Origin of the sequence: Thiothrix fructosivorans (assembly GCF_017349355.1) — a bacterium.
In the GTDB taxonomy this organism is placed as follows: domain Bacteria; phylum Pseudomonadota; class Gammaproteobacteria; order Thiotrichales; family Thiotrichaceae; genus Thiothrix; species Thiothrix fructosivorans.
The window spans coordinates 1,149,623-1,163,392 of sequence record NZ_JAFMPM010000006.1 but is presented as its reverse complement, the minus strand read 5'-3'; the positions used below and the strand labels follow the sequence as shown (position 1 = coordinate 1,163,392).

The 13,770-nt window shown below is 51.3% G+C and carries 10 protein-coding genes and 1 pseudogene; 1 reads left to right on the top strand and 10 read right to left on the bottom strand.

The genetic code is table 11. From position 1 onward, the window contains the following. The first annotated feature begins 591 nt into the window (after positions 1-591). Positions 592-2,427 (top strand): C39 family peptidase, encoded by a 1,836-nt coding sequence (locus tag J1836_RS09105; RefSeq protein ID WP_207250811.1) that lies wholly within the window; start codon positions 592-594, stop codon positions 2,425-2,427. A 256-nt stretch (positions 2,428-2,683) separates the two neighbouring features. Here J1836_RS09105 and J1836_RS09100 read toward each other — a convergent pair whose 3' ends face one another. From J1836_RS09100 to J1836_RS09055, 10 genes and pseudogenes are all read right to left on the bottom strand, one after another. Next, complete coding sequence (locus J1836_RS09100; RefSeq protein ID WP_207251538.1) at positions 2,684-2,845, bottom strand: hypothetical protein; 162 nt, start codon at positions 2,843-2,845, stop codon at positions 2,684-2,686. 9 nt (positions 2,846-2,854) lie between these two features. Next, positions 2,855-3,518: pseudogene (locus tag J1836_RS09095) on the bottom strand (ATP synthase beta subunit C-terminal domain-containing protein); the annotation flags it as partial. A gap of 195 nt (positions 3,519-3,713) precedes the next feature. Next, positions 3,714-4,103 (bottom strand): hypothetical protein, encoded by a 390-nt coding sequence (locus J1836_RS09090; RefSeq protein WP_207250810.1) that lies wholly within the window; start codon positions 4,101-4,103, stop codon positions 3,714-3,716. A 23-nt stretch (positions 4,104-4,126) separates the two neighbouring features. Further along, positions 4,127-8,254, bottom strand: a complete 4,128-nt coding sequence (locus J1836_RS09085) for an RHS repeat-associated core domain-containing protein (protein ID WP_207250809.1) — start codon at positions 8,252-8,254, stop codon at positions 4,127-4,129. A 168-nt stretch (positions 8,255-8,422) separates the two neighbouring features. After that, positions 8,423-8,848 carry a F0F1 ATP synthase subunit epsilon gene (locus J1836_RS09080; protein ID WP_207250808.1) on the bottom strand — a complete coding sequence of 142 codons (426 nt, stop codon included), beginning with the start codon at positions 8,846-8,848 and terminating at the stop codon, positions 8,423-8,425. A gap of 9 nt (positions 8,849-8,857) precedes the next feature. After that, positions 8,858-10,234, bottom strand: coding sequence for a F0F1 ATP synthase subunit beta (atpD, locus tag J1836_RS09075; protein WP_207250807.1), 1,377 nt, complete (start codon positions 10,232-10,234; stop codon positions 8,858-8,860). A 39-nt stretch (positions 10,235-10,273) separates the two neighbouring features. Next, positions 10,274-11,131: a F0F1 ATP synthase subunit gamma gene (gene atpG / locus J1836_RS09070; RefSeq protein WP_207250806.1), complete on the bottom strand. Its 858-nt coding sequence runs from the start codon at positions 11,129-11,131 to the stop codon at positions 10,274-10,276. A 15-nt stretch (positions 11,132-11,146) separates the two neighbouring features. Then, positions 11,147-12,688, bottom strand: a complete 1,542-nt coding sequence (gene atpA / locus J1836_RS09065) for a F0F1 ATP synthase subunit alpha (RefSeq protein ID WP_207250805.1) — start codon at positions 12,686-12,688, stop codon at positions 11,147-11,149. Between the two features lie 27 nt (positions 12,689-12,715). After that, positions 12,716-13,252 (bottom strand): F0F1 ATP synthase subunit delta, encoded by a 537-nt coding sequence (locus J1836_RS09060; protein ID WP_207250804.1) that lies wholly within the window; start codon positions 13,250-13,252, stop codon positions 12,716-12,718. Between the two features lie 11 nt (positions 13,253-13,263). After that, entirely contained in the window at positions 13,264-13,734 is a 471-nt protein-coding gene (locus tag J1836_RS09055; protein WP_207250803.1) for a F0F1 ATP synthase subunit B, read from the bottom strand. Positions 13,735-13,770 lie beyond the last annotated feature (36 nt).

Genomic DNA, 13,770 nt, shown 5'->3' with positions numbered 1-13,770 from the left:
TTGATGTATATCAATACTTACACATCAAATTAAATGGCTTAATCAAGTCTGCGGCGAAAATCGACTTATATTACATCATCCAAGTCTATCGAAAATGGGCGCGATAAGATCTTGTCACATAAAATCATGGACTTGAGCAAAACTCTTGTACTTACATCTTACATTTAGGAGAATGCCATGCACTTGTTTAAGCAGATCATTGTACTGATTCTTATCAGTCTTCAGATAATCAATCCGGCTTATGGTGATTATGGCAATATAGCCCCCACAGCCGCCGCCATAGAAGGCGACGCGCTGACTATCCAAAGCACCAAGTATTTTACCCTTAACCAGATTATTCTTAAAAATGGGGAAGTCCTTCTAGAGGAAATTATCAATGGCCCCCCAACGCCACCGGCTGGTTATGTGCTGGAGCAACAACAATCGGTATCACTGCCATATCCTGACACGGCTGCGGGTATCAATACGTTAACAGTTCCTGGGTACGACTGGGTTTTTGGCTGTTCCGCAGTTTCCGGGGCGATGATTGCCGCATTCTACGACAGGAATGGATACCCAAATATCTACACCGGTCCCACCAATGGGGGGGTCATGCCTCTAAATAACAGCGTCTGGCCGATTTGGTCAGATGGGTACGCGACTTATTCAAACTGCCCGTTGATCGCCTCCAAAGATGGGGTGGATGGTCGGATGGGTCGAGGTTCTATCGACGACTATTGGGTTCAATATAACAGTACTGCTCCTGACCCTTACATTACGAATAACTGGTCGCAACACATGTGGGGATGGAAAAGTGCCATTGGAGACTACATGAAAACCAGCCAATCCGCTTACGGTAATATCGATGGTTCGACCAATTTCTGGGGTTACAACAGTGCATCCAAGCTGAACTGTGCGGATATGCCTAGATTGGGCATAACGAGAGATGGAACCCTAGGAAGAAAGCTATTTTATGAGGCAAAAGGCTATACCGTCACAGACTGTTATAACCAAAAAACTGACAATCAAGTTGCAGGAGGATTTTCCTTTGCCAACTATAAGTCGGAAATCGACGCAGGCAACCCTGTGATGTTAAACCTCGCAGGCCATACCATTGTAGGGGTCGGGTATGACGACTCCACGCAGACGGTATACTTGCATGATACGTGGGATTATGCCACCCATCCAATGGCGTGGGGTAGCAGTTATGTTGGCATGGCACTCCAATCCGTTAGTATTGTACATCTAACGGGGAGAACGCCAGATACTACGCCTGACACCTTTAGTTTTATCAACTCAAGTGGTGTAGATCTATCTGCCCTGATCACATCCAATGAAATCACTGTCAGCGGCATCAACACCGCAGCCAACATCAGCACCACAGGCGGGGAATACAGCATCAATGGTAGCAGCTTCACTAGCAGCGCAGGCAAGGTCAACAATGGTAACAGCGTAAAGGTTCGCCATACGTCTTCTAGCCAAGCACTAGCTAGTACCACCACAACCCTGACCATTGGGGGGGTATCAGGCACATTCAGCAGCAAAACTGCAAAAGCCGACACTACACCTGACAAATTCAACTTTGCTGCCAAAACCAATGCGCCCCTATCAACTCTTCAGGAATCCGGGGTAGTGACCATCACCGGTATCAATGCCCCGACGCCCGTCAGTGTTACGGGAGGGGAATACCGGATCAACAGTGGGGCTTACACCACGGTTGCCGGGACACTAAACCGTGGTAATAACGTACAGGTACGCCATACTTCCGCTTCCACCGCCAAGAAAACGGTGACAACCACCCTGAAAGTCGGCTCAGGCAATGCCAAGTTCACAAGCACCACCATGACACTGGATACCACCCCTGACAAGTTCAGCTTTGCTGCCAAAACCAAGGTGCCCCTATCAACTCTTCAGGAATCCGGGGTAGTAACCATCACTGGCATCAATACCCCGACGCCCGTCAGTGTCACGGGAGGGGAATACCGGATCAATAATGGAACCTACACCACGGTTGCCGGAAAACTCAATAGTGGTGACACCGTGCAGGTACGCCACATCTCAGCCTCTGCCTCCAAGAAAACGGTGACAACCACCCTGAAAGTCGGCTCAGGCAGTGCCAAGTTCACAAGCACCACCATGACACTGGATACCACCCCTGACAAGTTCAGCTTTGCTGCCAAAACCAAGGTGCCCCCATCAACTCTTCAGGAATCCGGGGTAGTAACCATCACCGGCATCAATACCCCGACGCCCGTCAGTGTCACGGGAGGGGAATACCGGATCAATAATGGAACCTACACCACGGTTGCCGGAAAACTCAATAGTGGTGACACCGTGCAGGTACGCCACACCTCCGCCTCCGCCCTCAAGAAAACGGTGACAACCACCCTGAAAGTCGGCTCTGGCAGTGCCAAGTTCACAAGCACCACCTTTGGGCTATTCCCGTAGTAAATGAGAATCCGGTAAATCCCGAATCATTCTAACGCTCAAGGATACGGCCGCTGTTGGATTACACGCTTTCTGTTGCAGAATTAGCCAATGCTTCGTGACGCCCACCGCAAAGGAAAGACGCATGGCAGACCGCCTTTAAGGCGGTCTGTTTGTTAGGCAATGGACAGCACAAACGGTATCGAAAGCCTTTTTGAAATCTCCACCCTGATTTATTTCGACCTGATCGTGGCTGAAATCATCCATCAGCAGCAGCTTAAGGAATCATTCCTGAAAACCCGGCACGCCAACTTTGAATGACCTGAGCACATGCACACACCACCCTGACGAGGTCTTCCGCACGCATCACTTCTTCGACCATGCCGGAGAACAATTGTTGTTCTGCCGTCACTACGTCCAAATGAAATGTCATCGCCATGATGCCCCCTTAGAGCTTCGTAGCTTTTTCAACAACTTCGTCGATGCCGCCGACCATGTAGAATGCCTGTTCAGGCAGGTGGTCGTATTCACCGTTGAGGATGGCTTTGAAGCTGCTCAAGGTTTCTTTCAGGGTAACGTATTTACCCGGTGAACCCGTGAACACTTCCGCTACGAAGAACGGCTGGGACAGGAAGCGTTGGATACGACGCGCACGACCGACGACTTGTTTGTCTTCGTCAGAGAGTTCGTCCATACCCAAAATCGCGATGATGTCCTTGAGTTCTTTGTAACGTTGCAGGATACCTTGCACGCCACGCGCTACGCTGTAGTGTTCTTGACCAACAACCAGCGGGTCAAGCTGACGCGAGGTGGAGTCAAGTGGGGTGAATGTGTTGGCTGATAACCTACCGCCGATGGCATACGTCCCAACAGTGCGGATACTTCCGTACCCGCCAGCGTGTAACGGTAGATGTTGTCAACGAACATCAGCACGTCACGGCCTTCGTCAGACCAGTCAACGCGACGCGCAGACGGTTGCCGGGTGGTTCATTCATCTGACCGTAAACCAGTGCTACCTTGTCGATAACGCCGCCTTCTGTCATTTCGTGGTAGAAGTCGTTGCCTTCACGAGTCCGTTCACCAACACCCGCAAACATGGACAACGCTGTGTTGTATAGTCTTTCTTCGATGTAGTACTACAGTGCAAAAATCAACGCATGGCATTGATTTTCAATAATTAATTGGATTTTCATTTGTAGTGATACATCAGAGAAATACTATAGTGTTTCATCTGACTTGTTGATGAGCAGATGCGGCGCAGCAAAAAGGCTTCCGAAGAAGCCTTTTGTTTTCTGCTAGTTTATGATCTATCGAGACTTGAGATACTTGAAGACCAGAGCGTTGTAAGCACTGACATATGCAGACTGGCACACATCATCAGGATGACCAGCATCAGAGTTCAAACATCTAATATCATATTTCCCATAATCAAATTCATTAGGAAGTCCCGATGGGTGACACTTTGAATATCCATCAGAACCAACAAATGAAAGCATTTTATTTTTAGTGTTCTTTTCAAAATTATTTTCAGCAATTAATAAGAGTCCATGAGTATGTCCAGTTCTCCTGCACTCAATAAGATCAGCAGATTTAACCTGAAAGAACTCACTATATTTGGAATTTTTTATATGCTCATCATTGACAATCGCAGTAGAACATCCAGCTAAAAACAAAAGAACAATCATATAATATTTCATTAAAAATCTCCTTCCAATATCAATCAAGGTGCGCATTTATATTTTGGCGGACTATTATATTGCGTGCGAATATAACTATCAAAGTCTTTGGCAATCGGATTTTCCCAAGCATTTACATTGTTCATTTCTCCTGCCCCATTGTCTGATGCACCCGCAACATGCCCAAGTTCATGAGTAAATATTCTTAATTGATTTGAAGTGGCTGTCACGACAGTTTTCTTTTTATCATTTACCGCTCTTGCACACATTTTATATGTAACAGCAGGATCGAGATACAAATCCCGGGTTGTTTTTAGAGAGCCAGTAGTGCCTTCCATATATTTTATAGTAAATGTATTGGGGGCATTTACAATGAAATCTATTAATTTTTTTCCCGTGCTATTTATATTCTTTATTTTGTCAACCAAGGGCTTGTAGTATTTCTCTATTTTTCCTGCTTCATATTTCAACTTAAGCCCATTTTCATCATAAAAAGTTAATGGGTTTCCTTCAACATACCCAAATGAATTCATCCCCCCATCCAACCCAATCGGGTCACTCTGCACATACCGTCCCGTTGCGGGGTTGTAGTCACGGTGGAAGTTGTAATGCAGCCCGGTTTCAGCATCAAAGGTTTGTCCGGGAAATCGCGGGTTGTGGCGCAGCACCAAGCCGTCTTTGTCGGGGTCTTCGTTGGGTGCAGTTTCACCAAACGGCTTGCTGTCCCACATCCAAACCGTTTTGCCTGCTGCATCGGTAATGATGCGCGGGGTGTCAATCTGGTCAGCATAAATACGGTAAACATTGCCGTTCTGAATTACCGCTACTGGCGTGCTGCCGAAGTAAACCGTTTCACTTGCCTGTTGCCCCGCGCCGTTTTGATCGTATTCGCCGATGATGCGCTCATTATCCCATGCGTACAGGGTCGTTCCCGTTGGGGTGGTCTTCTTTACCCGTTGGTCGTCGGCGTTATAGGTGTAGGCTGTTGTACCGTCAACACTGGCAAGGCGGTTTTGCGCGTTGTAGGTGTAGGCATGTGTGCCATCGTTGAGCAAGTTGCCGTTAGCGTCTTGCGCTTGTGCAGTACTGCCAATTTGGGTCAGGCGGTTGCTGTTGGCTTGGAGTCCATAAACCGTGGTGTTGCCGTTGTCAGTTTTGGCGGTGCGGTTGCCGTTGGGGTCGTACTGGAACGCTTGCGCTTCATTCGCTGCGGTGTATCCATCCAAACGGTCGAGCAGGTCGTAGCTGAAGTGCTTGGCTTTGGCGGCATCGTTGTTGTCGTCCCAACCCGTGATATTACCTACGCTGTCGTAGTTGAGGGTGCGGACAGTGCCGCCGAGTGGGAAGGTTTTTAGCCTATTGTTGGCATCATAGGTTTTCTGGTAGGTCGTGCCATCTGCCCATTGCCAACTTGCCACCTGCCCTGCTGCGGTGTAGCGGATGTTGCTCATGTACGCTTGCCCATTGATGCTGATCCCAGTCAATTTATCTTGGGTGTAAGTGTAGCCAATAGTTGCACCACTGGGGAGAATTTCGCTTTGCAGCTTGCCATCAGCAGTGTAGGCGTAGCGGTGGAACAGGGTGGAGTTGCCGATGGTTTGAGTTTTCTGGGTAGTCCGCCCTTCGTTGTCGTAGGTATAAGTGGTGCTGCCGCTGCCATCGGTGAGGGTGCAGAGCCTGCCAATGCCGTTGGTGCAATTGTCGTAGTCCCAAGTGGCGATGCTGCCATCCTGCCACGTGGTTTTGACCTTGCGGTTGAGTAAATCATATTCATGCATAGCAGTGTTGCCATTGGCATCGGCGCTGGTTTTGAGGTTGCTGCTGATGTCGTAAGTGTTGGTGGTATTGCCACGGTCAGGGCTGGTTTCGCCCGTCATACGCTGGAAGTTGTCGTAGACATAAGCGGTGGTTGCGCCGTTGGCGGCAATGACGGTAGTACGGTTGCCGTCGGCATCGTAGGCGTATTGGGTGATACCACCTGCTGCATCGGTGGTTTTGACCAAGCGGTTTTGTGGGTCGTATTCGTGGGTGGTCACGCGCCCTGACGCATCGGTGACACTGGTTTGGTTGCCTGCCTTGTCGTAGCCGTAAGTGGTCACGTTGCCGTCGGCATCGGTGGATTTTTCCAATTGGTTTAGGGCGTTATAGTCGCGGCGGCTGGTTTGGCGGGTGTTGCCTGACGCATCGGTGAGGCTTTCGGTTAGCTGGTTGCCGTTGCTATCGTAAGTGTAGGTGGTGGCAGTGCCTTGCGCGTCGGTGGTGCTGGCGGTGTTGCCTGCGGCATCGTAAGCGGTGGTGCTATAGCTGCCATCGGGGTAAGTCGTTTTGGTTTGGCGACCTGCCACGTCGTAAGCGTAGGTAGTGGTTTGCCCGTTGGTGGTGCTATTGGTCAAACGTCCGGCAACATCATAGACGTTGGTGGTGGTCAAACCGTTTTCATCTCGGGTTTTGAGGGCGCGTCCGGCGGCATCGTATTTCAGTGTTTTGCTGGTGTGGTTGAGCGCGTTGGTGACGGCGGTTTGGTTGCCTGCGGTGTCGTAATCGTAGTGGGTGGAGGCACCGTTCGGGGCGATGGTTTCCGTGGGTTGCCCTGCGTCGTTGTAGGCAATGGTGCTTTCTTGGACTTCGTAGCCTGCGGATTTGAGGGCGGCGCGGCTGCTGATGCTGCGCATCGCTTGTAGCTGGGTAGTGGCACTTCTCGCGGACATCCGGCTGGCGGTGGCTGCGGGGCTGCCTGCGGTGGTGTTGGTCAGTTTGCCGTCAGTGTCGTATTCGTACAGCGTGACCATGCCCGCCGCAACCTGCTTGCTGGGTTTGCGGAAGTGGGGATGCCATTCCGTTACGATGGTACGGGCTTGGGCTGTGCCTGCGGCTGTCGTGGTGGATTCGGGAAGACCACGGGCGTTCCATGTGGTCAGCGTGACAAGACCGTTTTTGTCCACGGTTTTAGTCGGGTAGCCGTTGGTGTCGTATTCGGTGGTTTCCACTGCACCTGCGCTGTCGGTGCTGCGGGTTGCCCGTGCCAAACTGTGGATGATGCGGTGGGCGTAGGTGTCGGTGGTGGCGTTGGCTACGTCGGTAACGCTGGTTTCTGCACCGTTGTAGGCGAAGGCGCGGGCTTGTGTGCCTGCTGCGGCTTCGGTGTGAATGACTCGCCCTTCGGTGTCGTAGGTGTAACGGGCAACCACTGCACCCGTTGCGTCGCTGATACTGTCGAGCTTGCCGTCGGCGGTGTAGCAGTAACTCTGAGTGCCACCGTCGGGGAGGGTAACTTGTGACAGTTTGCCATCTGCGCCGTAGGCATAGGCGGTTGTGCCTGCGGCACTTTTTGCTTGGGTGAGTTTGCCATCGGTGTAGCTAAAGGTCAGGGCTTGTCCGAAAGGGCTGGTGACTGTTTCCAGTTGCCCCGCGCCATTGTAGCTGAGGGTGGTGGTTTGCCCTTGTGGGTTAGTGATGCTGTCGAATTTGCCTGCGAGGTTGTAGCTTTCCACGCTGCCGTCAGGGGTGGTGACGTTCCAGCCGCTGGCGGTGGATGCCAGTTGGTAGGGTTCGCGGGTGGTGGTTGCCCATTCGCCGTTTTGTTCGTAGAAGGTGATGCGGCTACCGTCGGCACGGGTGAGGATGTGGACGGGGTAGCTACTGTTGCCGTCGCTGCCTTGCACGGGCAGGCGGGCGACGGTTGTGCCGTTGAGTTTGAGTTCACACAAGCCCGCGTTAAACACAGCATCAGCGGTTTGCAGTTGACCGTTGTAGGCGCTGCCGCTGATTTGTTGCCAACCGGATTCGCAGGCGGTTTCAGCATCGGGGTATTCAGTGCTTTTTGCGCCTTGCCATTCTGTGGTGGGAATGCCGCCTGCATCGAGGCTGCTGCTGTAGTTGTGCTGCCAGCCGCCCATTGCGTCAGGGCTTACACCTGCGGAGGAATATTGGCGGGATAATGTCAATTGACTGGTGGCCATGTCATTTGTGTCATACGTTATTTTCCCCGTAGAAACATCAACACCATTAATGGATGCGCTGTTTCCTGCCGCTTCTGGGGCGAGGTAGTAACGGCTGGCAACCTTAGTGGCATTGCCGTTAGTCTGATTCAAATTATTGTTATTATTGTCATTACAGGCAGTAGTGGCGAGCGCGGTCAGTACCGCAGTCACAAGCAGTCGTCGTGAAATCATGGTGTAGCCCCTATGGATTAGTTATTTCGATAGGTGCGGATTATATTTACATTATAAAAAATCAATCTTTATTATCAATATCTTGAATTATTTATTATTACGTGCAAGTAACACCCATAAAAAAAGCCCCCAGATGGGAGCTTTTTCGTGTTGCGGACTCGTCGAAACTCAGTGACCGCGTAGCTTACCAATCCGGTGCAGCATTTCGATCTGCGCCTTCGCTGACTCCAGCTCAGTCTGGATCGCCTCATAATCGAGGTCTTCTGGGTCTTTGCCTTGCAGTGCGTCGGTAGCTTGCTTCATCGCTTCGCGAGCGGCGGCCTCGTCGAGGTCTTCCGCACGCATCCCGGTGTCAGCCAATACTGTCACCACGTGTGGCTGAACTTCCAGCACACCACCGGAGACGAACAGCGATGCCATCCCGTCTGAGGTTTTGTACTGCAATTCGCCTGCACGCAGCTTGGAAATCAACTGCGAGTGACGCGGCATAATGCCTAAGTCACCCATTGCACCCGGTGCAATCACTTCTTCGACCATGCCGGAGAACAATTGTTGTTCTGCCGTCACTACGTCCAAATGAAATGTCATCGCCATGATGCCCCCTTAGAGCTTCGTAGCTTTTTCAACAACTTCGTCGATGCCGCCGACCATGTAGAATGCCTGTTCAGGCAGGTGGTCGTATTCACCGTTGAGGATGGCTTTGAAGCTGCTCAAGGTTTCTTTCAGGGTAACGTATTTACCCGGTGAACCCGTGAACACTTCCGCTACGAAGAACGGCTGGGACAGGAAGCGTTGGATACGACGTGCACGACCGACGACTTGTTTGTCTTCGTCAGAGAGTTCGTCCATACCCAAGATCGCGATGATGTCCTTGAGTTCTTTGTAACGTTGCAGGATGCCTTGGACACCACGCGCAATGCTGTAGTGTTCCAACCCTACTACCAGCGGGTCAAGCTGGCGGGAGGTGGAATCCAACGGGTCAACCGCAGGGTAGATACCCAGTTCTGCGATGTTACGTGACAATACCAGTGTCGCATCCAAGTGGGCGAACGTAGTTGCTGGGGATGGGTCAGTTAAGTCATCCGCAGGAACGTAAACCGCTTGGAACGAGGTGATCGAGCCAGTTTTAGTGGAAGTGATACGCTCTTGCAGTGCGCCCATTTCTTCCGCCAGTGTTGGCTGATAACCTACCGCTGATGGCATACGACCCAACAGTGCGGATACTTCCGTACCCGCCAGTGTGTAACGGTAGATGTTGTCAACGAACATCAGAACGTCACGACCTTCGTCACGGAAATGCTCCGCCATGGTCAGACCCGTCAACGCGACGCGCAAACGGTTGCCCGGTGGTTCATTCATCTGACCGTAAACCAGTGCTACCTTGTCGATAACGCCGCCTTCTGTCATTTCGTGGTAGAAGTCGTTCCCTTCACGAGTACGTTCACCAACGCCCGCGAATACAGACAGACCACTGTGCTGTTTTGCGATGTTGTTGATCAACTCCATCAGGGTTACGGTTTTACCTACACCCGCACCACCGAACAGACCGATTTTACCACCCTTGGCGATTGGCATGATCAGGTCGATAACCTTGATGCCAGTTTCCAGAATGTCGATACCGGATGACAATTCATCATACGCGGGAGGCGCACGGTGGATTGGCATTTTCTTGTCGTGAACGATGTCGCCAGCGTTATCAATCGCTTCGCCCAATACGTTCATCACGCGCCCCAATGTCCCTGTTCCGACTGGAACAGAAATCGGTGCACCTGTATTCACCACTTGCATACCGCGCTTTACGCCGTCAGACGTACCCATCGCGATAGTGCGTACAATGCCGTCGCCCAACTGCTGCTGGACTTCCAAGGTCAGACCTTGGTCGGCTACTGTTAACGCATCGTAGACCGCTGGCACAGCAGAACGTGGGAATTCCACGTCAACAACCGCGCCGATGACTTGAACGATGTTTCCAGTACTCATTATTCAGTACCTCACTAAAATTTAAAATCCGTAACAGCCTTAGACCGCTGAAGCACCCGCAACAATCTCGGAAATTTCCTGAGTGATTGCCGCTTGACGCGCCTTGTTGTAGATCAGCTTCAAATCATCAATCATGGTGCCAGCATTGTCGGAGGCGCTCTTCATTGCGACCATCCGCGCTGCCATTTCACAAGCCACGTTTTCAACCGCGCCTTGGTAAATGAGTGATTCAATGTAACGCTGCATCAACGCATCAATGACTTCTTTCGACTCAGGTTCGTAGATGTAGTCCCAATGGTGCTTGATTGAATCCGTCGCAGATGCCACCAGCGGGATGAGCTGAGTCACCTGCGGTTTTTGGGTCATGCTGTTGACGAATTCATTCTCGACCAAGAAAAGGCGATCAATCCGGCCTTCCTCGTAAGCATCCAGCATCACCTTGACCGTGCCGACCATATCCGCCACTTTTGGGGCATCGCCCATGTGGGTTTTCTGGGCGACAATCCCGTAACGCCGAAACGCCGCAGCAGCCTTAGCACCGAAGACGCAGATGTCGACTTCGACATCCTGCTTTTTCCACTCGGCAATGCTACGCAACGCTTGCTTGAACAAGTTGACGTTCAAACCACCACACAAGCCCCGATCAGAGGACATAATGATGTAGCCAACCCGTTTCACGGTTTCGCGTGTCTGGGTATAAGGGTGTTGGTATTCAAGATGACCATGTGCCAAGTGACCCACCACTTGACGCATTTTTTCAGCATAGGGGCGGCTAGCTTTCATCCGGTCTTGCGCACGGCGCATTTTGGATGCAGCAACCATCTCCATTGCTTTCGTGATCTTCTTGGTATTACTAATGCTCTTGATCTGGCTTAGTATTTCTTTACCACCTGCCATAGGAATAACCTCCCATTACCAAGTGTTTTTCGACTTGAAAGTTTCCAGTGCTTTTTTCATTGCACTTTCAATCTCGCCGTTGAAATCACCTTTTTCGTTGATCTTATCCAACAGAGCCTTCTCAGAAGAACGCAGGTAACTGAGCATTGCTGCTTCAAAATCCACGATTTTCTTCGCGTCCACGTCATCGAGGAAACCCTCGTTGGCGGCGTACAGGGAGAAAGCCATTTCTGCTACGGACAGCGGAGAGAATTGCGGCTGTTTCATCAGTTCAGTTACACGTTGACCACGTGCCAAAGACTTACGAGTGCCTTCGTCGAGGTCCGATGCGAACTGCGAGAACGCTGCCAATTCACGGTACTGAGCAAGCGCCAAACGCACACCACCACCGAGTTTCTTGATGATCTTGGTTTGTGCAGCACCACCTACGCGGGATACTGACAGACCTGCGTTGATCGCAGGACGGATGCCCGCGTTGAACAGGTCGCTTTCCAAGAAGATCTGACCATCAGTGATCGAGATAACGTTGGTCGGAACGAAGGCAGAAACGTCACCACCTTGGGTTTCGATGATTGGCAGCGCGGTCAATGAACCGGTTTGGCCTTTCACTTCACCTTTGGTGAACTCTTCAACGTATTCTTTGTTAACGCGGGAAGCACGTTCCAGCAAACGGGAATGCAGATAGAAAACGTCCCCTGGATACGCTTCACGACCCGGTGGGCGGCGCAGCAACAGGGAAACTTGACGGTAAGCCCATGCTTGCTTGGTCAAGTCGTCGTATACGATCAGTGCGTCTTCGCCACGGTCACGGAAGTATTCACCCATGGTGCAACCCGCGTAAGGCGCAAGGTATTGCATGGACGCTGGATCAGCCGCTGTTGCCGCAACCACAACCGTGTATTCCAGTGCGCCGTACTCTTCGAGTTTGCGTACTACGTTAGCTACTGATGACGCTTTCTGACCAATCGCGACGTAAACGCATTTTACGTTTTTGCCTTTTTGGTTGATGATTGCATCAACAGCTACCGCTGTTTTACCGGTTTGGCGGTCGCCGATGATCAGTTCGCGTTGACCGCGACCGATGGGTACCATTGCGTCGAGTGCTTTCACACCAGTTTGCAGCGGTTGGTCAACCGATTTACGTTCGATAACGCCCGGTGCTACACGCTCAATTGGCGCGAAACTGTCGTTTTCAACCGGGCCTTTACCATCAATCGGGTTGCCCAGTGCGTCAACAACGCGACCCAGCAAACCACGACCGTGTGGTACTTCTAAGATACGACCAGTACATTTTACAGTGTCGCCTTCGGTGATACTTTTGTAATCACCAAGGACAACCGCACCGACAGAGTCACGTTCTAGGTTCAAAGCCAGACCGTAAGAACCGTTGGAGAATTCGATCATCTCGCCGGACATTACATCGCCAAGCCCGTGAAGGCGGACGATACCATCCGTAACGGAGACAACCGTACCCTCAGTGCGAGCTTCAGCACCAGACTCAAAGCTGCTAATGCGCTTTTTGATCAGGTCACTGATTTCAGTTGGGTTAAGTTGCATATGCTATTCCTCAATTATCGGCTGGGCTTAACGCGCCAACGCCGCCTTCATATCTTTCAGCCTGCTTTGGATTGAGCCGTCAATCACCAAGTCACCTGCGCGAATAATTGCGCCACCCATCAGGGCTGGATCAACTTTAGTGACGAGCTTAATCTCACGTCCCAAGCGTTTTTGGAGTGCCGCAGCAATGGTCTGCTGCTGGTCATCGCTCATTTCCTGTGCAGAAATAATTTCCGCTTCAATCGCGCCTTCCGCTTCCGCCTTCATTTGTTCAAAGAGGGTGGAAATTTCAGGTAACAATGAAAAACGGTCATTCTCTGCCAGTGCCTTGAGCAGATTGCGACCTTGGTCGTCGAGTGCATCACCTGCAATCTCGCCGAATACTGTCGCTTTCTGTTCTTTGGTCATGCGAGGATGAGCCAACAAGGCAGATGAACCTTCAGCCGCGACCACCGCAGACATGGCTGCCAGTTGCGCTGACCACTGGGGCAGCTTCCCGGCTTCCTGCGCCATCTCAAACACCGCACGGGCGTAAGGACGAGCAGCGGTTGTCAAATCAGACATGGTTCACCACCTTAAATTTGCGCAGCCAGTTCATCCAATGCTTTCGCGTGAGCTTTGGCATCAATTTCCTTACCAAGAATTTTCTCCGCACCTGCCACTGCTAATGCAGAGACTTGAGTACGTAGCGTTTCACGCGCACGGGAAACTTCCTGCTCGATGTCTGCTTGGGCTGCGACTTTCACGCGACCTGCTTCTTCGACAGCAGCATTCTTGGCTTCGTCAACGATTTCCGCTGCACGCTTTTGGCCTTGTGCAACGATTTCGGCCGCTTCGGCTTTGGCTTTTTTCAGCTCATCCAATGCGTGCTTGCGAGCCAATTCTTCTTCGTGCTTGCCTTTTTCGGCAGCGGCGAGACCATCGGCGATACGCGCCTTACGATCTTCCAGCACTTTCAGCATCGGTTCCCACAGTACGCTCTTGACGAACCAGACCAAGATCGAAAAAACGATCATCTGACCAATCAGGGTTGCAGTTACGTTCATGTTAACCTCCGAATGTTAGTAACAACGTTTAACAAT